The 20,518-nt window shown below is 57.5% G+C and carries 19 protein-coding genes; 13 read left to right on the top strand and 6 right to left on the bottom strand.

All coding sequences use genetic code 11. The features are described 5' to 3' along the window. Positions 1-11: 11 nt before the first annotated feature. The 6 genes from MWU55_RS15740 to MWU55_RS15765 are packed head-to-tail and all read left to right on the top strand — an operon-like array spanning position 12 to position 7,087. Positions 12-923: a 3-keto-5-aminohexanoate cleavage protein gene (locus MWU55_RS15740; protein ID WP_246937719.1), complete on the top strand. Its 912-nt coding sequence runs from the start codon at positions 12-14 to the stop codon at positions 921-923. After that, entirely contained in the window at positions 920-1,696 is a 777-nt protein-coding gene (locus MWU55_RS15745; RefSeq protein WP_246937721.1) for an SDR family oxidoreductase, read from the top strand. Before MWU55_RS15740 ends, MWU55_RS15745 begins: the two co-directional genes overlap by 4 nt. Then, positions 1,697-3,097, top strand: a complete 1,401-nt coding sequence (locus MWU55_RS15750; RefSeq protein WP_246937723.1) for a carnitine 3-dehydrogenase — start codon at positions 1,697-1,699, stop codon at positions 3,095-3,097. It begins immediately after the preceding gene. After that, positions 3,097-4,257 carry an acyl-CoA dehydrogenase family protein gene (locus tag MWU55_RS15755; protein WP_246937725.1) on the top strand — a complete coding sequence of 387 codons (1,161 nt, stop codon included), beginning with the start codon at positions 3,097-3,099 and terminating at the stop codon, positions 4,255-4,257. The genes MWU55_RS15750 and MWU55_RS15755 overlap by 1 nt, the downstream gene beginning before the upstream one ends. 2 nt (positions 4,258-4,259) lie before the next feature. After that, the gene (locus MWU55_RS15760; RefSeq protein WP_246937727.1) at positions 4,260-6,287 is read left to right on the top strand and encodes an acetate--CoA ligase family protein; all 2,028 of its coding nucleotides are present in this window, start codon (positions 4,260-4,262) and stop codon (positions 6,285-6,287) included. Then, a complete protein-coding gene (locus MWU55_RS15765; protein WP_246937729.1) occupies positions 6,284-7,087 on the top strand; it encodes a carnitinyl-CoA dehydratase in 804 nt (267 codons plus the stop codon). The genes MWU55_RS15760 and MWU55_RS15765 overlap by 4 nt, the downstream gene beginning before the upstream one ends. Positions 7,088-7,185: 98 nt before the next feature. On the opposite strand, the gene MWU55_RS15770 is transcribed toward MWU55_RS15765, so the two are convergent. The 6 genes from MWU55_RS15770 to MWU55_RS15795 all read right to left on the bottom strand — a co-directional run bounded on the left by MWU55_RS15770 (position 7,186) and on the right by MWU55_RS15795 (position 13,209). Continuing rightward, positions 7,186-8,181: an ABC transporter ATP-binding protein gene (locus MWU55_RS15770; protein WP_246937732.1), complete on the bottom strand. Its 996-nt coding sequence runs from the start codon at positions 8,179-8,181 to the stop codon at positions 7,186-7,188. After that, positions 8,178-9,212: a Gfo/Idh/MocA family oxidoreductase gene (locus tag MWU55_RS15775; protein ID WP_246937734.1), complete on the bottom strand. Its 1,035-nt coding sequence runs from the start codon at positions 9,210-9,212 to the stop codon at positions 8,178-8,180. Before MWU55_RS15775 ends, MWU55_RS15770 begins: the two co-directional genes overlap by 4 nt. Continuing rightward, a complete protein-coding gene (locus MWU55_RS15780; RefSeq protein WP_246937738.1) occupies positions 9,209-10,048 on the bottom strand; it encodes a carbohydrate ABC transporter permease in 840 nt (279 codons plus the stop codon). The genes MWU55_RS15775 and MWU55_RS15780 overlap by 4 nt, the downstream gene beginning before the upstream one ends. A 12-nt stretch (positions 10,049-10,060) precedes the next feature. Then, entirely contained in the window at positions 10,061-10,975 is a 915-nt protein-coding gene (locus tag MWU55_RS15785; RefSeq protein WP_246937741.1) for a sugar ABC transporter permease, read from the bottom strand. A gap of 64 nt (positions 10,976-11,039) precedes the next feature. Then, the gene (locus tag MWU55_RS15790; protein ID WP_246937743.1) at positions 11,040-12,293 is read right to left on the bottom strand and encodes an ABC transporter substrate-binding protein; all 1,254 of its coding nucleotides are present in this window, start codon (positions 12,291-12,293) and stop codon (positions 11,040-11,042) included. 22 nt (positions 12,294-12,315) lie between these two features. Then, entirely contained in the window at positions 12,316-13,209 is an 894-nt protein-coding gene (locus tag MWU55_RS15795; protein ID WP_246937745.1) for an N-acetylmuramic acid 6-phosphate etherase, read from the bottom strand. Between the two features lie 170 nt (positions 13,210-13,379). On the opposite strand from MWU55_RS15795, the gene MWU55_RS15800 reads away from it, so the two are divergent. The 7 genes from MWU55_RS15800 (at position 13,380) to MWU55_RS15830 (ending at position 20,489) form a co-directional block, all read left to right on the top strand. Then, positions 13,380-14,267 carry a BadF/BadG/BcrA/BcrD ATPase family protein gene (locus MWU55_RS15800; RefSeq protein ID WP_246937748.1) on the top strand — a complete coding sequence of 296 codons (888 nt, stop codon included), beginning with the start codon at positions 13,380-13,382 and terminating at the stop codon, positions 14,265-14,267. After that, the gene (locus MWU55_RS15805; RefSeq protein ID WP_246937751.1) at positions 14,254-15,009 is read left to right on the top strand and encodes a GntR family transcriptional regulator; all 756 of its coding nucleotides are present in this window, start codon (positions 14,254-14,256) and stop codon (positions 15,007-15,009) included. The genes MWU55_RS15800 and MWU55_RS15805 overlap by 14 nt, the downstream gene beginning before the upstream one ends. A gap of 26 nt (positions 15,010-15,035) precedes the next feature. After that, entirely contained in the window at positions 15,036-16,067 is a 1,032-nt protein-coding gene (locus MWU55_RS15810) for an SIS domain-containing protein (protein ID WP_246937754.1), read from the top strand. Continuing rightward, positions 16,064-17,206: an N-acetylglucosamine-6-phosphate deacetylase gene (nagA, locus tag MWU55_RS15815; protein WP_246937757.1), complete on the top strand. Its 1,143-nt coding sequence runs from the start codon at positions 16,064-16,066 to the stop codon at positions 17,204-17,206. Before MWU55_RS15810 ends, nagA begins: the two co-directional genes overlap by 4 nt. Before the next feature lie 128 nt (positions 17,207-17,334). Then, positions 17,335-18,579: an efflux RND transporter periplasmic adaptor subunit gene (locus MWU55_RS15820; protein ID WP_246937760.1), complete on the top strand. Its 1,245-nt coding sequence runs from the start codon at positions 17,335-17,337 to the stop codon at positions 18,577-18,579. After that, positions 18,572-19,276, top strand: coding sequence for an ABC transporter ATP-binding protein (locus tag MWU55_RS15825; RefSeq protein ID WP_246937762.1), 705 nt, complete (start codon positions 18,572-18,574; stop codon positions 19,274-19,276). The genes MWU55_RS15820 and MWU55_RS15825 overlap by 8 nt, the downstream gene beginning before the upstream one ends. 1 nt (position 19,277) lies before the next feature. Next, complete coding sequence (locus MWU55_RS15830) at positions 19,278-20,489, top strand: ABC transporter permease (protein WP_246937765.1); 1,212 nt, start codon at positions 19,278-19,280, stop codon at positions 20,487-20,489. The last annotated feature ends 29 nt before the right edge of the window (positions 20,490-20,518 follow it).

The following is a 20,518-nucleotide window of genomic DNA, read 5'->3' on the forward strand; positions in this document are numbered from 1 at the left end:
GAGGGACCAAGATGCCGCTCGCCATGAACCAAGACGTATTCATCACATGTGCCGTGACCGGATCGGGGTCGACGCAGGACCGGTCGCCCCATGTGCCACGCAGCCCGAAAGAGATCGCCGACAGCGCCATCGCAGCGGCCAAAGCTGGCGCGGCCGTGGTCCACTGCCACGTGCGCGATCCTGAAACCGGTGTCCCATCGCGTGATTTGAAGCTTTATCGTGAGGTAACCGACCGTGTCCGCGACGCTGATGTCGACATGGTTTTGAACCTTACGGCGGGCATGGGGGGGGACATCACTTTTGGTTCCACAGATGCGCCCCTCCCCGTGAACGCAGCGGGCACTGATATGGTTGGTGCGGAAGAACGCGTAGCCCATGTCGCCGAATGCCTGCCCGAAATCTGCACGCTGGATTGCGGCACGATGAACTTCGCCGAAGCCGATTACGTCATGACCAACACGCCCGGCATGCTGCGTGCTATGGGCCAGATGATGACCGATCTGGGCGTGAAACCGGAAATCGAGGCCTTTGACACCGGCCACCTTTGGTTCGCCAAAGAGCTGGTTAAGGAAGGCGTGTTGGACGGTCCCGCCCTTGTGCAGCTGTGCATGGGCGTGCCGTGGGGCGCCCCGGATGATCTGAACACCTTCATGGCGATGGTGAACAACGTGCCGGACGACTGGACTTTCTCGGCCTTTGGGCTTGGACGCAATCAGATGGCCTATGTCGCCGCTGCGGTCTTGGCGGGTGGCAATGTGCGTGTGGGCTTGGAAGACAACCTGTGGCTTGCCAAGGGCGAGCTTGCCACCAACGCACAGCTTGTGACCCGTGCCCGCGGCATTATCGAAGGCATGGGCGCGCGGGTCATTGGCCCGGAAGAGGTGCGTAAGAAACTTGGTCTCACTAAGCGGGCCCCTGTATGAGCGGGCTTTCAGACAAACGCGTTTTGATCACCGCTGGCGGCAGCGGCATCGGCGCTTGTTTCGCCCGCCGCTTCCACGCCGAAGGCGCCAAGGTCGCGATCTGTGACATGGACGCGGATGCGTTGGCAGAAACGGCAAGCACCCTGCCCGGTGTTATCTCGGTTGCGGCCAATGTGACCCAGACAGACCAGATGCAGGTTCTGTTTGACCAGTTGGACAATGACTGGGGCGGAGTCGACATGCTCTGCGCCAATGCCGGCACCGGCGGTCCGGCGGGTGCGATCGAAGACTTGTCGCTGGACGACTGGCGCGCCTGCCTTTCCGCCAATCTGGACGGAGCCTTTCTGGCCTGCGGCTGGGCCGCGCGCCATATGAAGGAACAGGGCAGCGGCAGTATGCTTCTGACCTCGTCTACGGCGGGACTTTGGGGCTATCCTATGCGGTCGCCTTACGCGACTGCCAAATGGGGTGTTATTGGGCTCATGAAAACGCTGGCCTCCGAACTCGGCCCTTATGGCATCCGCGTGAACGCGCTCTGCCCCGGAGCCGTCGAAGGCCCGCGCATGGAACGGGTGATCACGCGCGAGGCAGAGGCCCATGGGCTGGACCCGGATGAACTGCGCGAGCGTTACGTGACGGGCGTGGCAATGAAAACTTGGGTCACAGCGGATGATTTGGCAGACACGGCGCTTTTCCTAGCGTCGGACGCCAGTTGCAAGATCTCGGGTCAGGCCTTGGCCGTCGATGGACATACAGAAAGTTTGGTTGGGTAGATGACTATGAAAGCAGCGATTATTGGCGGTGGCGTGATAGGCGGCGGATGGGCCGCACGCTTCCTCTTGAACGGATGGGACGTGGCGGTGTTCGACCCCGACCCCGAAGCTGAACGCAAGATCGGCGAAGTCCTGACCAACGCGCGCCGTGCGCTTCCGGGGCTTTATGAAACAGCGTTGCCGACAGAAGGAAAGCTGACCTATCACACTGATCTGGCCGAAGCTGTCGCGGATGCGAATTGGGTGCAGGAAAGCGTGCCAGAGCGGTTGGATCTGAAACACAAAGTGTTTGCAGATCTCATGGCGCTGGCACCGAAAACCGCCATCATCGGCTCATCAACTTCAGGCTTCAAACCTTCGGAACTAAACGAGAAAGGTGCGAACGCGATCGTCGCGCACCCGTTCAATCCGGTCTACTTGTTGCCGCTGATCGAACTGGTTGGGGACGCAGACACCTGCACCCGCGCAGCCGACATCCTAAGCAGCGTCGGAGTGTACCCCTTGAAGGTCCGTAAGGAAATCGACGCCCATATCGCGGATCGCTTTCTTGAGGCTGTTTGGCGCGAGGCGCTGTGGCTGGTCAAAGACGGCATCGCCACGACCGAGGAAATCGACGAAGCGATCCGCATGGGCTTCGGCCTGCGTTGGGCGCAAATGGGCTTGTTTGAAACCTACCGCGTGGCCGGTGGCGAGGCTGGCATGAAGCACTTCATGGCCCAGTTTGGCCCCTGCCTGTCATGGCCGTGGACCAAGCTGATGGATGTGCCTGAGTTCACAGACGAGCTTGTGGACCTAATCGCAGGCCAGTCCGACGCGCAATCAGGCCACCTGTCGATCCGTGAGCTTGAGCGTCTGCGCGACGACAACCTCGTTTCGATGCTGCGCGCCCTGAAGGCACGTGGTGACGGGTCTGGCGCAGGCCGGGTGATCCGCGACCATGAAACGGGTCTGTGGCCATTTATGGCGGACGAGACGCCTATGCGCACCGTCACCCGCGACGTCCCCATCGATTGGACTGACTACAACGGCCACATGAACGAAGGGCGCTATGGGCAGGTCTTCTCAGACGCCGCTGACCGTATCATGATCCATGTGGGGGCGGATGCGGAGTATATCGATTCGGGCCTCAGCTATTTCACTGCCGAGACCAACATCAAATACATTGATGAGTGTCACGCAGGCGAAGCGGTATATGTGGATACCACAGTGACACTGGGCGAAGGCAAGAAATTGCGTCTGTGGCATGAAATGAAGCGCACATCGGATGATGGACTGCTTGCCACCTGCGATCAATTCCTGCTGCACGTGGACCTGAACACACGGAAATCCTGCCCGCCGCGCGCCGATGTCGAAGCCCGCGTCGAAGCGCTCGCCGCCCTGCACGCCAAAGGAGATGCGTGATGCATTTCGGATTATCAGAAGAACAGGAAATGATCGTCTCAACCGTGCGCAGTTTCGTGGAAAACGAGATCTATCCGCATGAAGACATGGTTGAGCGCACCGGACAAGTACCCCATGAGCTTGGTCAGGAGATCAAACAGAAATGCGTGGATCTGGGGTTTTACGCCTGTAATTTCCCCGAGGAGGTCGGCGGGGCTGGCCTGTCACACCTCGATTTCACGCTTGTGGAACGCGAACTTGGGCGTGGTTCGATGGCGCTCACTCATTTCTTCGGACGCCCTCAGAACATCCTGATGGCCTGCGAAGGCGACCAGCGTGAACGCTATCTTCTGCCAGCAATACGCGGCGAGAAAATGGACGCTCTCGCCATGACCGAACCCGATGCCGGTTCGGATGTTCGGGGTATGAAATGCTCGGCCGTGCGTGATGAAGGCGACTGGGTAGTGAACGGCTCCAAGCACTTTATCTCTGGCGCGGAACATGCTGACTTCTTTATTGTTTTTGTCGCTACGGGTGTGGACGAAACCTCCAAAGGACCCAAGAAACGGATCACATGTTTTCTCGTTGATCGCGGCACACCGGGCTTTGAAGTTCGCGAGGGTTACGCCTCGGTCAGTCACAAAGGCTACAAAAACTACGTACTGGATTTCGACAACTGCCGCCTGCCCGACGCACAGGTTCTGGGCGAAGTCGATGGCGGTTTCGCGGTGATGAACGAATGGCTTTATGCCACGCGCCTAACCGTCGCCGCCTTCTGCGTTGGCCGCGCACGTCGTTGTTTTGACATGGCGTTAGAATACGCGGCTGAGCGCAAACAATTCGGCCAACCCATCGCCAAATTCCAAGGCGTCAGCTTCCAAGTCGCAGACATGATCACCGAGATTGATGCCGCCGACTGGTTGACCCTCTCTGGCGCATGGCGTTTGGACCAGGAGCTTTCGGCCAACCGAGAGATCGCATCGGCCAAACTCTATGCCTCTGAAATGCTGGCGCGTGTCACCGACACCACGCTGCAAATCTTTGGCGGCATGGGGCTTATGAACGACTTCCCGATTGAGCGCTTCTGGCGCGACGCCCGGGTCGAGCGCATCTGGGACGGCACATCAGAAATCCAACGTCACATCATCAGCCGCGACTTGTTCCGGCCGCTTGGTGCTTAAGAATGAGCCGCCTAGATCGGCTTCTACGCCCACGTTCCATCGCGGTGATTGGTGGCGGAGTGTGGTGCGCCAACGTGATAGAACAGTGTCGTAAGATTGGGTTTTCTGGCGACATTTGGCCGGTGCACCCGACGAAATCCGAAGTTTCCGGCGTCGCCACTTACCCGTCGATCGAGGCTTTGCCCTCCGCCCCCGATGCCAGCTTCATCGGTGTAAATCGTAACGTTACCATCGAAGCCGTTGCGGTCCTGTCCACGGCTGGTGCAGGCGGAGCGATCTGCTTTGCTTCTGGCTTTCGCGAAGCAAAATCTGAGCTTGAAGACGGTGAACATCTGGAAAAGGCTTTGTTGTCCGCTGCGGGCGACATGCCGATCATCGGCCCCAACTGCTATGGGCTGTTGAACATGCTTGATGGCGCCGCCCTTTGGCCTGACCAACATGGCGCAGTTCGGTGTGACCGCGGCGTGGCGATCATCACCCAAAGCTCCAACATTGCGATCAACCTGACCATGCAAAAGCGTGGTTTGCCCGTGGCTTACGTGGTCACAGCTGGCAATCAGGCACAGACTGGATTGGCCGAGATCGGCCAAGCATTGTTAGAAGATCCTCGCGTCACGGTGCTTGGGCTGCATGTCGAAGGGGTCGGAGACCTGCGCGCATTCGAGGCATTGGCCCGGCGCGCCCACGAGCTTGGCAAGCCTATCATTGCTCTTAAGATCGGTCGCTCTGATCAGGCACAGGCAGCCACCATATCTCACACGGCCTCGCTTGCTGGTAGCGACGCAGGGGCTAGCGCTTTGCTAGCCCGTCTTGGCATAGGACAAGCGCACGACCTATCTGGTTTTCTTGAAACGATTAAACTTCTTCATGTTGCTGGCCCGCTGCCCTCAAACCGAATTGCATCTGCCTCGTGCTCAGGTGGCGAAGCAAGCCTGATCGCTGATGCGGCCCACAATCGTCTGATTTCATTCCCTGATCTTACTCCAGAGCAATCGATCGGTCTGCGTGACGCGCTTGGCCCTAGGGTCGCGCTGGCCAATCCCTTGGACTACCACACGTATATCTGGGGGGACGAGGTCGCCATGACGGCAACCTTCACTGCGCTTATGCACTCGGATTTGTCGCTGGGCTTGGTGGTTCTGGACTTTCCTCGCGCCGATCGCTGTGAAAGTGCTGAGTGGAACACGGTGATCGAAGCGGTCGCCGCAACCAAAGAGGCAAGCGGCCTACCGATGGGCATTCTCGCCTCATTGCCAGATACCATGCCCGAAAGCGTCGCGGCGCAATTGGTTGAACGCGGGATTGTACCGTTCTCGGGGATGGGAGCTGCAATGACTGCGATCGAAATCGCGGCCAACTTGCCCGAGCCTATTTTGGAACCGCTTTTCCTGGCACCACCTCAAGCCCATGGCAGCATCCTGTCAGAGGCCGAGGCAAAGGCCTCTCTGGCGCAACATGGGCTGCGTGTTCCCAAATCGATGCGCGTCACCTCGCCTGCTGCGGCGGCTAAAGCCGCCGAAGAAATTGGCTTCCCAGTGGCGTTGAAAGGCGAAGGCATCGCCCATAAGACCGAGGCTGGCGCAGTGGATCTAAACCTCTTGGACAGCAGAGCTGTTACAAGCGCGGCTGAGGGCATGCCGACAGACCATTTTCTGGTGGAGGAGATGCTGACGGACGTGTTGGCAGAATTGCTGATTGGCGTGACCTATGACCCGGCGCATGGGTACGTTCTGACCGTCGCCGCAGGCGGCACCTTGACCGAAATCCTGAACGACAGCCAATCCCTGCTTGTTCCTGCCAGTCGGGTCGACATTCGCACTGCCTTGGGGAAACTCAAAATCGCCCCCTTGCTGACAGGCTACCGCGGTGCGCCGCCCGCAGATATGGACGCCGTGCTGGACGCGGTGGATGTAATCCAGTCCTATGTACTGGCCAATCCCGTGGCCGAAGTTGAAGTGAACCCGCTTATGGTCATGGCCGATGGCGCCGTGGCCGCAGACGCCCTGATCCGCACAGGAGATAAGACATGACTGATCTAACCGCCCTGACCGAAGGCCCCATTCGCACCGCCAAACGCGGTCATGTTCTTGAGGTCACCTTGGATCGCCCTAAGGCCAACGCCATTGATCTGGCCACCAGCCGGATCATGGGCGAGGTGTTCACTGTGTTTCGCGATGATCCCGACTTGCGCGTGGCCGTGGTGACCGGCGCGGGCGAGAAATTCTTCTGCCCAGGCTGGGATCTAAAAGCCGCATCCGAGGGGGATGCGGTAGATGGCGACTATGGCGTGGGTGGGTTTGGCGGACTGCAGGAACTGCGCGGGTTGAACAAGCCCGTCATTGCCGCCGTGAATGGCATTTGTTGCGGCGGCGGGCTGGAACTTGCCCTGTCTGCAGACATCATTCTAGCCGCCGATCACGCAAGCTTTGCCCTGCCCGAAATCCGGTCGGGCACGGTGGCGGATGCGGCCTCAATCAAACTGCCTAAGAGGATCCCCTATCACATTGCGATGGAGATGCTTCTGACCGGTCGTTGGATCGACGTGGAGGAAGCCGCACGTTGGGGGCTGATCAATCACATCTACCCGGCAGCTAACCTGATGGATGAGGCACACAAACTGGCCGACCTTTTGGCCTCTGGCCCACCGTTGGTTTATGCCGCAATCAAGGAAGTCGTGCGCGAGGCAGAGGATATGAAATTCCAAGATGCCTTGAACAAAATCACCAAAAGCCAATTCGAAACGGTCGAAACGCTCTATCGCTCGGAAGACCAACTGGAAGGCGCGCGTGCCTTTGCCGAAAAGCGTGATCCGGTCTGGAAGGGCAAGTAATCAGCCCATACGGCTGATTGCCTGATCAAGTCTAAAAGGTGAAAGGCAGCGCCCTTACCTGTTTTATCCGCGAAGGTGATCTACGCTGCCGCTTTCGATCAGAGGACGCGTGCGCCATCCTTATCAAAGTAATAGGCGTTGTCTGGATCAAACCCAAATCTGATGGGCTGCCCATCGGCCACGTCATGCTGTCCAAACAAACGGGCCGTGATCTGCCGGTCCCCTACGCGGGCAATTACGTTGGTATCTCCACCCAGCTTTTCGACATGGCTCACATGGGCTTCAAGCACGCCATCTTCTGTTACAAATAGATCCTCTGGGCGAACGCCCATTGTCCGCGCGTCCCCGTCCTGCAAAAGGCTTGCAGGCAGGAAGTTCATGGCAGGGGAGCCAAGGAAACCCGCGACAAACTGGTTGGCTGGGTTGTTATAAAGCTCCATAGGGCTGCCAACCTGTTCCACCCGGCCATCGCGCAACACCACGATTTTGTCGGCCAAGGTCATCGCTTCGGTCTGATCATGGGTCACATAGATCATTGTGGCGCCCAATTGCGAATGTAGCTCTGCAATTTCGATGCGCGTGTTCATACGCAAAGCGGCGTCGAGGTTCGACAAAGGTTCATCAAACAGGAACAGCCGAGGCTGTCGCACAATCGCACGTCCAATGGCGACACGCTGGCGCTGACCACCCGACAGTTCCGACGGGAAACGATCCAGATAGTCGTCAAGGTTCAGCATCCGACTGGCTTCGGCCACGCGGGCGTCGATCACGTCCTTCGGTTGCTTCTCCTGTTTCAGCGCCAGCGACATATTTTTGCGCACATTCAGGTGCGGATAAAGCGCGTAGCTTTGAAACACCATCGCAAGACCGCGCTTGGACGGTGGGATCATGTTGACGACGTCATCACCGATGCAAATTTCACCCGAGCTTGCATCCTCAAGCCCCGCGATCACCCGTAAAAGAGTGGATTTGCCGCAGCCAGATGGCCCGACGAAAACGACGAACTCGCCATCTTCAATCTCGATATTGATGTCTTTCAACACATGAACATTGCCGAAGGACTTGTTCACATTGGTCAGGGTCAGCGCCGTCATGGCGTCACCTCCGTTAGGGTTACGGGTTGTCCGGAACGGACGCTTTCGTCAGCGGCCAAACAAATGGCCAGCGACTGAACGGCGTCCTGCATGTGGCGGGTGAGGTCGATGTCATCACGGATCGCGCGCAGCATATAGGCTTGCTCGGCATCACAAAGCTCTTGGTGGCCGGGTTCATCGGGCAGATTGATCAGGGTGTCACCATCAGGGCGATGGACCAGCAACCCACCGACCTTTGTGTGGCCATCCACATCAGAAGACCCAGCCTTATCAGCTTCGGTGATGGACACGGACCCTGCGGGCGAGATCACGTCTTTCACAAAGAACGCGGTCTCGGACATCATGGGGCCCCAGCCGGCTTCGTACCAGCCAACCGATCCGTCGTCGAAAGTGACCTGAAACTGGCCATAATTGTACATGTCCGGCGCGATTTCGTCTGACAGGCGCAGCCCCATCCCGTTCACGCGCACGGGTTTGGCATCTGTGATCTGACACCAGACATCGACATAGTGCACCCCGCAATCGACAATCGGGGCGGTAGTTTGCATCAGGGCTTTATGGGTCTCCCACTCGGCGCCTTTGCTTTGCTGGTTCAGGTTCATGCGGAAAACATAAGGCCCACCCAAGGCGCGCGCCTCTTCGATCAGGCGTACCCAGCTGGGATGGTGGCGCAGGATATATCCCACGACCAGTTTCCGGCCCAGCCGGGTCGCCGTTTCCACCACCCGGCGCGCGTCATCCACAGTCGTTGCCAAGGGCTTTTCGACGAAGACATGCGCGCCTGCTTCCATCGCAGCCACGGCATAGTCTGCGTGGCTGTCGGAATAGGTGGCAATGACCACGAGGTCGGGGTGAGTGGTGGCGAGTGCCTCGTGGAAATCTGTGTAGATCGGATAGGTGGCCAGTTCAGGTTGATCAGTTTCACCCGAGCGATTGACCACTCCGACAATCTCGGCGTCTGGGTGGTGGTGATGCGCCAGCGCGTGGCTCATCCCCATATTCCCCAGCCCTGCAATCAGAACACGTGTCATTTCACGGCTCCTGACGTGATGCCGCGGATCAGCTGGCGCGAGAAGATCACATAAAGCACTAAGACCGGCAGGATCGCCATCGACAGCGCGGACAGAACCGCGTTCCAATCAGTCACAAACTGGCCAATGAAGACCTGGCTACCCAGGGTCAGGGTTTTCGTTTCCTCAGCCGGGGCCAGGATCAGCGGGAACCACAGGTCATTCCAGATTGGGATCATGTTGAAAACCGCAACCGTTGCCATTGCCGGGCGTACCAAAGGCAGCACCAGTTTGAAGAAAATCGTGTATTCTGACAGCCCGTCGATCCGGCCTGCGTTCTTTAGGTCATCTGACACTTGCCGCATAAACTCGGACAAGATGAAGACGGCCAGTGGCAGGCCTTGCGCAGTGTAGACAAGGATCAGCGCCCAGAGCGAGTTAACCAGCCCGGTCGCCACCATCATCTCAAGGATCGCAACGGTGCCGATGCGGATTGGAATCATGATGCCGAGGGCAAGATAAAGCCCCATCAGCGTGTTGCCTTTAAAGCGGTACTCGGCCAGTGCGAAGGCGGCCATCGCGCCGAACAAAAGCACGAAGAACAGCGACGCAACCGTCACAATCATCGAGTTCTGGAAGTAGAGGAAGAAGTCCCCCTGCTTCATCACCGTCTGATAGCCGATCATTGAAAAGCTGTCCGCATCCGGCATCGCCAAAGGCTCGCGGAAGATCGCTTTCCGGGTCTTGAAGCTGTTGATCAGGATCACGAAGACCGGGAACAGCGCGATCAGCGTGTAAAGGATCAGCGCGCCATGCATTGCGGCTGTATTAAGCGGGTTTGTGCGGGCCTGATTCATGGTCCTAACTCCTTACAGCTGATACCGGCGCATCCGGGTTTGGATGCCGAATAGATAGATACAGACACCGACCAGAATGATCGCGAACATGGCGCCTGCGATGGCCGATCCCATATGCGGGTCGCCGAGTTGCAGCTGGAAGCCAAAGAAAGTCCTGTACATGAACGTGCCCAGAATATCAGTCGAGAAATCCGGCCCGGCCAACGCGCCTTGGGCGGCATAGATCAGGTCGAACGCGTTGAAGTTGCCCACGAAAGTCAGGATCGAGATGATGCCAATCGACGGCAGGATCAGCGGAAGCTTGATTTTCCAGAAGGCCGACATGCCGGTGATGCCATCAATCTCGCCCGCTTCTAAAACCTCTTCTGGGATCGACAGAAGGGCTGCGTAGATCAGCATCATCGGGATACCGACGAACTGCCAGACCGAGATCAGCGCAAGTGTGGTCAGTGCGTATTCTTCTTTGCCAAGCCACGGCGCAAACAGGGATTTCAGACCTACTGCGTCCAACATCCCGGGCGCGATGCCCCAGATGGGCGACAGGATCAGTTTCCAAGCAAAGCCAACAATCACAAAGCTAAGGATTGTCGGGATGAAGATGGCCGACCGATAGAGTGCGGCGAACCTTAGCCTCGGATGACTAAGGACCGCGGCCAGTGCGATGCCGATCGGGTTCTGAACCAACATGTGGATCAGGAAAAACCAAAAGTTGTTGCCCAATGCGTTCCAGAACTGTTCCGACCAGATCGGGTCGCCAAACAGGGTCTGGAAGTTCTGAAGCCCGACATAGACGCGCTCTTGATCAATCTTGCTGAACAGGGACAGGCGCAACGTGTTGAACAGTGGGAAGATCATCACCGCCGTATAGACAAGCACCGCAGGCGCAAGAAAAACGGCTATGTGCCAGCGAATTCGAGGCTTTTGCATAGGAATCTCCGGGTGTGTGCCCGGACGCCATCAAAGCGTCCGGGTCGTTTGCAACAGAGGGAGGTTACTGTTGCGGTGCGTACCAGCTGGCCAGACCGTCTTGCAGTTTCTGACCAAGCTCTTCAGGCGACGTAGTGCCCTTGATGGCGGCAACCGAAGCACCCCAGGTGTCGTTTTCCAGGTTCGGCGTGCCACGCGACAGGATCTGATAGGTCGAACGGATTGTGCTCTCGCACTCGCCGCGCCAGCCTACGATCTCTTTCGCCAGTGGGTCTTCCAGCTCAACAGGTGTACTGGACAGCGGGAAGAAGCCCGGCAGAGCGTTGCCGAAGATTGACGCAAACTCGGGGCTGGCCACCCAAGACAGGAAGGTCTTAGCCGCGTCCGGGTTTGCGGTCTTGGTGTTCATGCCAATGCCGATATCAGTGTGGTCCGAGATATAGCAGGTGTCGCCCGCATTCTGGACGGGCGGCTTGAAGGCCCCCATTTCGAAGTCAACCAAAGCGTTGAAGCCTGAGATTTCCCATGAACCGGCCGGATAAACTGCAGCACGTCCCAACGTGAACAGGTTTTGGCTGTCCGGATAGGTCTGAGCTTCATAGCCGTCGCCCAAATAGCCGCCCCATTTGGCCAATGTCGCATACGGTGCAACCCACTGCGGATCGGTAAGTTTCTGTTCGCCTTTTATCAGCGCCAGACGACCTTCTTCACCCTTCCAGTAGTTCGGACCGATGTTGTTATAGCCCATCGTCGCGGCTTCCCACTGGTCGTTGGTGCCCATCGCCATCGGGATATAGCTGCCATCTTCCTTGATCTTGTCGAGGGCTGCAAAGAACTCGGCCTCGGTGTTCGGAACCTGAATGCCCAGCTCGGCAAACGCGTCTTTGTTGTAGATGAAACCGTGGATCACGGATGCCATTGGCACACAGAAGCTGGCCGAGCCATCATCCGTTTGCCATGCGGATTTCGCCACGTCCGAGAAGTTGCCCATGGCTTCCATGCCGCCGAGATCAGCAAGGTGACCCGCATCATAAAGGGCCAGCGAGGCGTCAAACGGGCGACAAGTGATCAGGTCACCGGCAGAGCCTGCGTCCAGTTTCGAGTTTAGCACTGCGTTGTATTCCGCAGGGGCCGACGGGGTGAACTTCACCTTGATGCCGGGATGTTCGGCCTCAAAAGCCGGAATGATCTTGTCCTGCCATAGGGTCAGGTCATCGTTGCGCCAGCTTTCGATGGTCAGCGTGACGTCCTCGGCATAGGCAGTGGTTGCGACAAGCGCCGTACCAGCAAGTGCCAGTGAGATAATGTTGCGTTTCATGTTTTCCTCCCAAAGGTTTGATTTATTGGTTCTTTAGTTTCTCCAGCACAGGACGCAAATGCCCCTTGCTGGCAGTCAGTTGGGCCTGGGCTTCACTTAAATTGCCCATGCCGGATGCGATCAGAATGGCGGGTTTCACGGACCCCTTCGCCAGCTTCAAAGCGGTTGCTGCGGCAGCTTCATCAACAGCAGCAATCTGCGCCACGATACTACGCGCACGCTGTTCAAGCTTTGCGTTGTCCGCGGTCAGATTGACCATCATGCCATCATGCACGTGGCCAAGTTCTACCGCCATCAGTGTCGACAGCATGTTCAGCGCAATTTTCTGCGCGGTCCCTGCCCCCATTCGCGTCGAACCGGACAGGATTTCGGGCGGCGAGGTCAAAAGAATGGGGTGATCACTCAGCGTCAGCAATTCTGTGCCAGCGTTGTTGGCAATGCCAATCACCGACGCCCCAACCGACTTCGCGATTTGCGCAGCCTCGATCGTGTAAGGCGTTGAACCGCTTGCCGAAACGGCGATCACTGTATCGTCTTCACCCACACCCGCAAGGCTTTCGCGAATCTGGTCGGTTTCGTCTTCCGTGCCACCGGGCATTTCGGCGCCAGTGGGAAGCCCACCTGCCATGTGAATGCGGATCTGAGTAGGAGGGATTGAGAATGTGCCGCCAAGCTCCATCGCATCAGCGGCGGCCATCAGGCCGGATGATCCTGCAGCCACATAGTGCAGCTTTGCGCCGCAGGAAATGCTGCGCGCCATCGACTGGCTTGCTTGGGCGATCTGAACAGCTACCGCATCAACACAGGCGGCGGCGGCCCCCTGTCCTTGTGACAAGAGCAGTGCAATCTCGGCCAGCGGGCGGCGATCAAGCCCCAAAGCCATGTCATGCAATTGTTCTGTGACCCTTATCGACACGTGATTCCCCCCTTAGGCTTGCCAAATAACATACCTATTAGATACCATTTGTCTACCATTTAGTTTTTGACGACCAGAAACACGGGATTAACCCCAATATCACTGCAAGTTATCTCAATTTGGTCTTTTAAAGCATGCAAAGGTATTATATAGGTATTCTCATGAATCGCATGGCCACCCATACCACTTCACCTATTCTCGCCATCGACGGCGGCGGAACCCGTTGCCGTCTTGCCGTGCGGAATAATGATGGTGACACCGTGGTTGAGCTTGGGTCAGCCAATGTCACCACGAATTTCGATACCGCAATCGCTGAGATTATACGCGGTTTGGATCAGCTTGGAGCCATTGCCGGTTTGTCGCTGGATGAGCTAAGCAAACTGCCCACTTATGCCGGTTTGGCAGGTGTCGCGGGGTCCGCGATTGCTGAGAAGGTCGCAAAGGCCCTACCCTTTACTCGTATCCGCGTCGAAGATGACCGTCCCTCTGCACTGCAAGGCGCGTTGGGCGCTAGCGACGGCGTGGTGGCGCATTGCGGCACAGGGTCATTTGTAGCTGCACAGGTAAATGGCGCGCGCAAGTTTGCTGGTGGCTGGGGGCCCGTGCTTGGAGACCCTGCATCCGCCCAATGGGTTGGACGTCGCGGCTTGTCCGTCACGCTTGATGCCGTTGATGGCATTGCGCCTCATAGTGACTTGTCAAAGCACTTTCTGGATTTGCATTCAGATGCAGCGGGCATTGTCGCCTTCGCGGCGACCGCCCGCCCTGTCGATTTCGGCGCGCTGGCGCCTGCCATCACAGAATATGCCGCAGCGGGCGATGCGCTTGCCCAACAGGTCATGCAAGAAGCGGGTCAAAGCATCGCAGATATCCTGCCCGTCCTAGGTTGGACCCCGGGCATGGCCATTTGCCTGACCGGCGGAATTGCCCCGCATTTTGCACCATATCTGCCAGATCAAATGCAAAGCTGCATCACAGAGCCACTAGGGCAACCTTTGTCCGGGGCTTTGGCATTGGCACAGGAATTTAGCGAGGAGATCACCAATGAATGTCTCTGATTTCCTCGACCCTCAGGGCTGGCTTGGACAACGCTCCGGACCGCGCTATGTACAGCTTCGTCGTCGATTGGAAGATGCAATCGACAAAGGCATCCTGCCCCCCGACAGCTCACTTCCGCCCGAGCGCGAGATCGCCGAGATCACCGATCTTTCGCGCGTAACCGTGCGCAAAGCCATTCAGGAGCTGGTGAAGCTGGGCGTCGTCGAACAACGCCAGGGCTCCGGGTCCTTTGTGCGTGCGCCCGTCGCGCGCGTCGAACAATCCCTGTCGCATCTGACGTCTTTCACCGAAGACATGAAGCGGCGCGGATTGGAAACCACCTCGCGCTGGCTGGAACGCGGGGTCTTTATTCCGTCGCCAGAAGAGGTGCTTACGCTGGGGCTGGCGGCCGGAGACTCGGTCGCGCGTATTTATCGCTTGCGTGAGGCTGGCGGACAGCCCATGGCGCTGGAACGGGCTTCGCTGCCCCTGGACATCTTGCCCAACCCGATTGAAGTGTCGCGTTCGCTTTACGAAGTGCTGGAGCAAAACGGCAATCGCCCCGTGCGCGCGGTGCAAAAGATCTCGGCCATCAATCTGGACCCTGACGACGCGGACCTTTTGGGCGTTGCCGAGGGAACCGCTGGGTTGAGCATTCAACGCATCTCGTACCTTGAAAGCGGACGCGTGGCCGAGCTGACCCGATCTGTATATCGCGGCGACGCCTATGACTTTGTGGCCGAGCTGCGCCTTTCGAACTGACCTGACAAACATGAAAGCTGCCTGACATGTCCTCTGATACAACCACGCGCATGCGGCGCGAAATAAACGAGATCCCAGATGCTGTTGAACGCCTTTTGACCGAAGGTCGTACAGGTGTTCTGGCCACTGCCGAAGAAATTCGCGCCCGCGACCCTCGGTTCCTATTGTCGGTCGCACGTGGGTCATCCGATCACGCGGCGACTTACCTGAAATATGTTAGCGAGCTGCTGCTTGGACTGCCCATGGCATCCGTCGGACCATCAATCAAATCGATCTATGGCGTCGATGTTGCGGGCGAAGGATCGCTGTGCATCTCGGTGTCACAGTCGGGCCAAAGCCCGGACATCGTGCGGCTCACGGAAGCGTTCGCCAAAACCGGCGCTTACACAGTGGCCATCACCAATGATGAGACTTCCCCTTTGTCGCGAGCCACCACGGCGACCCTGCCGATCCACGCGGGTCCAGAGCTTAGCGTTGCGGCGACAAAAACTTTTGTCACGTCCCTTGTGGCTGGAGTGTGGTTGCTCGCGCAAATCAAAGAAGACGCCGCTTTGCTCAAAGCAATTCACGCCCTGCCCGGCCATTTGCAAAAGGCAACAGAATGCGACTGGTCGTCTGTGGTCGAGGCCGTGGATGGGCGTTCCCTGTTCACCCTTGGACGCGGTCCCAGCTGGGCGATTTCGAATGAAGCCGCATTAAAATTCAAAGAGACCTGCCAGATCCACGCCGAAAGTTATTCCTCAGCCGAAGTTCTGCACGGCCCCGTTTCCATCGTAGAACCGGGCTTTCCGGTGATCGCCTTTGCAGCCCGCGATGCGGCCGAGGACAGCGTGGCCGAAGTTGCTGATGCGTTGGCGGACAAGGGCGCGCTGGCGTTCGCAACATCGGATCGCGTCAAAAGCGCGACCTGCCTTCCGCATGTTCGAACCGATCATTGGATTACCGATCCCGTGGCCTCGATCGTGTCGTTCTATGGCATGGTTGAAACTGTGGCGGCCCGACGTGGGATCAACCCAGACACGCCGCGCCATCTGAAGAAAGTGACAGAAACGGTATGACCTTAGATGTGGTGACATTTCGTGGTGGACGCATCTTTGATGGTGTTCGCTTCCATGACGATCACGCGATCTGTTTTGAGGGCGGGAAGCTTGCGGGCTTTGGCCCCGAAGACACCCTGCCAGACCGCGGCGAAGTGATCGATTTGTCCAGTGACATCCTCAGCCCCGGCTTCTTAGATCTTCAGGTAAACGGTGGCGATGGGATCATGTTGAACGACGACCCATCGGTCGAAACTCTACGGCGCATGTCCCGCGCACATCGCGCGCTTGGGGTCACGCAGTTCCTGCCCACGCTGATCACTGACACGCCTGAAAACACCCGCGCCACAATCAACGCAACGATTGATGCAATTCGCGAAGGTGTACCCGGCATTGCAGGGCTTCACCTTGAAGGGCCGCATTTGTCGGTTATACGCAAAGGGGCCCATGACGCCGATCTCATCCGACCAATGGAGCCCGAAGACCTTGCCGTTTTGATCGAGGTTGCCGACTCCCTGCCCTGCCTGAAAGTCACCATCGCCCCTGAAAACGTGACCGAGGCGCAGGTTACCGCCCTCGCCGATGCAGGCGTGCTTGTATCGCTTGGACATACCGATGCTGATTATCAAACCTGTCGGCGGTATTTCGACGCCGGTGCGCGCTGTGTCACGCATCTGTTCAACGCCATGAGCCAGCTTGGAAATCGCGAGCCCGGCCTTGTTGGGGCGGCACTTTCCCGTGGGGCCGTGTCAACGGGACTGATTGCTGACGCCATCCATGTACACCCTGAAAGCATCCGCGCCGCGTGGGCTGCAAAAACCGGACCCGGGCGTATCTTTCTGGTAAGCGACGCGATGGCGGTCGCTGGGTCAGATGCCAAGTCGTTTCAGCTCAACAACCGGACCATCTGCCGTCAAGATGGACGCCTGACGCTTGAGGATGGCACATTGGCAGGCGCTGATCTGGATTTGATCACAGCAGTCCGCGTGATGGTCAAACAGGTGGGCGTCCCGTTGGAAGACGCGCTGAATGCTGCGACACATACGCCTGCGGCGCTGATCGGAGCACCTTTGATCGCCCCAAGCAGCGTTGCCTGCGAGCTAGCCGACCTGATCCGCATCTCTGAGGATCTAAGCCGTGTTTCTCTGCTGGCGCCCTAGTCAGCTCCATTTTCCATGGATGAAACTTAAACACCCGACTTTATGGTCTGAGACTAACTGATCAGGATCAAGGTACGCCCGGTAATATCACTGTAGATTTCGATAAGGCTGTATTGGCAGGATTATCGATGAATGAAGTTCGCGAAGATATCTCGCAGACATTGCAACTTGGGAAACCAAAGTGGCGCGGGCGGCTTTGGCTGTGGTCGTCTCTTGCTGCACTCATTGCTGTAGCGGCTCTTTGGTTTGCTGTCCTTCGACCCGGAGGGGCCGAGAGAGTTGAATACGAAACTGCCACTGCCAGTCGCGGCGATCTTGTTGTGACGGTCACAGCGACGGGGACAATCGAACCAACGAACTTGGTTGAGATTTCAAGCGAGCTATCAGGCACGCTCGCATCGGTTGAAGTCGATTTTAACGACACCGTGACCGTTGGCACAGTGCTGGCGCGGCTCGACACGCGCAAACTTGAGGCCCAGTTGCTGATTGCAAAGGCGTCGCTTGACGCGGCAATCGCTCGTGTTGCTGTCGCACAGGCATTGCTAGACGATGCGCGCGAGAAATATGAAGCCGCGCTTGATCTGGAAGCACGCGGCGTGACCTCTCAGCAGGTGTTTTCCACAAAGCAAGCGGCCTTCAAACGGGCACAGGCGGAGCTTCAATCAGCGGTGGCTGACAGAGCCCTGGCCGAGGCGAACCTTGATCTGCACCAGACCGATCTTGATCGCGCGTGTATCTGTTCCCCCATTGATGGCGTGGTGCTGGATCGCACGGTAGATCCGGGACAGATCGTTGCCGCGTCCTTGTCCGCACCGATACTTTTCACCGTCGCCCAAGACTTGGAGCAGATGGAGTTGCAGGTGAATGTCGACGAAGCTGATATCGGCAGTGTTGCGGTTGGGAAAAAGGCCTCTTTCACCGTAGATGCCTATGATGAAAAACAATTCCTCGCCGAAATCACGCAAGTCCGCGTCTCGCCCGAGATTGTGGACGGGGTGGTTACCTATAAGACAATCCTGACCGTTGATAATTCGGATCTTCTGCTGCGCCCTGGAATGACCGCAACGGCCGACATCGTCGTTGCCGAGATCTCCGATGCTCTCGTGGTTCCGAATGCGGCACTTCGATATACGCCTCCGCAAGAAATGGATACGGGTGATGACGAAGACCGCAGCGGACTTCTTGGTATGCTGATCCCTGATATGCAGGATGCGGGTGCTGAAATTGACAATAAGACGCTCTGGATTCTGAAGGATGGAGTACCGCAAGAAATCGCCGTCACTGCGGGTCAAACCGATGGGCGTATGACGGTCATTCAGCATGGGTCACTTGTGGAAGGCGACGTGCTGATTACGGATCAGATCGATGGCTGAGACCGCTGTTGTCGAACTTGAAGATATCAGCCGCGTTTATGGCGAAGGCGAGATTGCCGTGCGGGCGCTGGATCATGTTGACCTGACCATCGAATCCGGAGAGTTCACCGCCATCATGGGCCCCAGCGGGTCCGGCAAATCAACTGCGATGAATGTGATCGGATGCCTCGATTCCCCGACAAGTGGCAACTACAGGTTCTGCGGGGTTGAAGTCGGCACGTTAACGCGCGACCAGCGCGCATTGCTTAGGCGGCAATATCTGGGGTTTGTATTTCAAGGTTACAATCTTTTGCCGCGCACAAGTGCTTTGGCAAATGTTGAGCTTCCGTTGATCTACAAGAGCGTCCCACGCGCTGAGCGCCAACTGGCGGCGCTTGAAGCGCTGCGAAAAGTTGGCCTTGAGGAACGTGCCCATCACGACCCAAGCGAGCTGTCAGGAGGCCAACAGCAGCGGGTCGCAATCGCCAGAGCACTTGTCAGCAATCCGAAAGTGGTTCTTGCAGACGAGCCGACGGGAAACCTTGATACCAAAACGTCTGTCGAAATCATCGAGATGTTACAGCACCTTAACCGTGACGAAGGCTTGACCATCATCATGGTGACACACGAACAAGACATGGCGGACTATGCGGAACGGCTGATTTGGATGGTGGACGGACGCATCGAACGCGACGACCGTAAACCGAGGGCTGCCTGAGATGTTGTGGGAAACCGTTCGCTTGGCCATTCAGGCCATTTTCCGGAACACGATGCGCTCGCTTTTGACGGTCTTGGGCATCGTCATCGGCGTGGCCGCTGTGATCGCGATGGTCACCGTCGGACAAGGATCAACCGCACAAGTCACCGCTGATGTCGAGAAACTGGGCACCAACGTCGTCATGGTGATGCCGGGACAAGACGTCATGCAAGGCGGCCCCGGTGGAACCGCGGCAAAGATGTTCTCAATACGTATGAACGACGAGGTGCAGGACCAGATCCCCGATGTCGCTATTTCTGCGCCGATCAGTCAAACTCGCGCCCGCGTGATATTTGGAAACGAAAACCGCCGCACGGACGTGGTTGGAACTGACAACCGCTACTTCGAAGCCGCACGCTGGGAGCTGCTCCGTGGCCGCTTCTTCGAAACCGGCGAAATACAGTCTGGGCGAACTGTCTGCATCATCGGTGAAACCGTACGCCAAAGCCTGTTTGGAAACTCGGACCCTATTGGAGAAACAGTCCGCGTAAAGACGCTATCCTGCGAAATCGTCGGCCTTTTGAAATCGAAAGGCGCATCCACCTTTGGCAGTGATCAGGATGATTTCGTAATCCTACCTCTGAAGACCTATCATCGCCGAATTGCAGGCAATACCGAAGTTCTGGCCTTCTACATTTCTGTACGCGACGGTGCATCGGTTGAAGACACGATGGAGGAAATCACCCTTTTGATGCGTGATCTGCGGCGCATAGGCCGGGGGGAAGAGGACGATTTCGAAGTGCTCGACATGAAGCAATTCGCGACGATGCTATCCGGGATCACCGGCATCCTGACTGGCCTTCTTTCGGCGGTTGCAGCGGTCAGTCTTCTGGTTGGCGGCATTGGGATCATGAACATCATGCTGGTCTCGGTCACAGAACGCACGCGTGAGATTGGCATCCGTCTAGCGATTGGCGCGCAGGCGCGTCAGGTTCTTTTACAGTTTCTTGTAGAAGCCGTAATCCTGTCTTTGATCGGTGGGTTGATCGGTATTGGTCTGGGCCTCGGCTTCGCGATCTTAGGTGCGAAATGGCTCTCGATCCCCTTCACGCCGGACTTCAGTGTGATCCTGCTTGCATTCGGGTTCTCGGCGCTGGTTGGCGTTATCTTCGGCTACTTCCCCGCACGTCGCGCCGCACGTCTTGATCCAATCGAGGCATTGCGTCACGAATGACAAACGCATCCGTGCAGATCAGGCAAGGT

The sequence above is a fragment of the Aliiroseovarius sp. F20344 genome, from assembly GCF_023016155.1.
Classification (GTDB): Bacteria; Pseudomonadota; Alphaproteobacteria; order Rhodobacterales; family Rhodobacteraceae; genus Aliiroseovarius.

Excerpts from the sequence above, each read along its gene's own strand:
- MWU55_RS15830 (WP_246937765.1), top strand. The coding sequence starts at position 19,278 with ATGTTGTGGGAAACCGTTCGCTTGGCCATTCAGGCCATTTTCCGGAAC.
- MWU55_RS15740 (WP_246937719.1), top strand. The coding sequence starts at position 12 with ATGCCGCTCGCCATGAACCAAGACGTATTCATCACATGTGCCGTGACC.
- MWU55_RS15770 (WP_246937732.1), bottom strand. The coding sequence starts at position 8,181 with ATGACGGCGCTGACCCTGACCAATGTGAACAAGTCCTTCGGCAATGTT.
- MWU55_RS15780 (WP_246937738.1), bottom strand. The coding sequence starts at position 10,048 with ATGAATCAGGCCCGCACAAACCCGCTTAATACAGCCGCAATGCATGGC.
- MWU55_RS15775 (WP_246937734.1), bottom strand. The coding sequence starts at position 9,212 with ATGACACGTGTTCTGATTGCAGGGCTGGGGAATATGGGGATGAGCCAC.
- MWU55_RS15750 (WP_246937723.1), top strand. The coding sequence starts at position 1,697 with ATGACTATGAAAGCAGCGATTATTGGCGGTGGCGTGATAGGCGGCGGA.
- MWU55_RS15790 (WP_246937743.1), bottom strand. The coding sequence starts at position 12,293 with ATGAAACGCAACATTATCTCACTGGCACTTGCTGGTACGGCGCTTGTC.
- MWU55_RS15745 (WP_246937721.1), top strand. The coding sequence starts at position 920 with ATGAGCGGGCTTTCAGACAAACGCGTTTTGATCACCGCTGGCGGCAGC.
- MWU55_RS15800 (WP_246937748.1), top strand. The coding sequence starts at position 13,380 with ATGGCCACCCATACCACTTCACCTATTCTCGCCATCGACGGCGGCGGA.
- MWU55_RS15765 (WP_246937729.1), top strand. The coding sequence starts at position 6,284 with ATGACTGATCTAACCGCCCTGACCGAAGGCCCCATTCGCACCGCCAAA.
- MWU55_RS15820 (WP_246937760.1), top strand. The coding sequence starts at position 17,335 with ATGAATGAAGTTCGCGAAGATATCTCGCAGACATTGCAACTTGGGAAA.
- MWU55_RS15755 (WP_246937725.1), top strand. The coding sequence starts at position 3,097 with ATGCATTTCGGATTATCAGAAGAACAGGAAATGATCGTCTCAACCGTG.
- MWU55_RS15825 (WP_246937762.1), top strand. The coding sequence starts at position 18,572 with ATGGCTGAGACCGCTGTTGTCGAACTTGAAGATATCAGCCGCGTTTAT.
- MWU55_RS15760 (WP_246937727.1), top strand. The coding sequence starts at position 4,260 with ATGAGCCGCCTAGATCGGCTTCTACGCCCACGTTCCATCGCGGTGATT.
- MWU55_RS15805 (WP_246937751.1), top strand. The coding sequence starts at position 14,254 with ATGAATGTCTCTGATTTCCTCGACCCTCAGGGCTGGCTTGGACAACGC.
- MWU55_RS15785 (WP_246937741.1), bottom strand. The coding sequence starts at position 10,975 with ATGCAAAAGCCTCGAATTCGCTGGCACATAGCCGTTTTTCTTGCGCCT.
- nagA (WP_246937757.1), top strand. The coding sequence starts at position 16,064 with ATGACCTTAGATGTGGTGACATTTCGTGGTGGACGCATCTTTGATGGT.
- MWU55_RS15810 (WP_246937754.1), top strand. The coding sequence starts at position 15,036 with ATGTCCTCTGATACAACCACGCGCATGCGGCGCGAAATAAACGAGATC.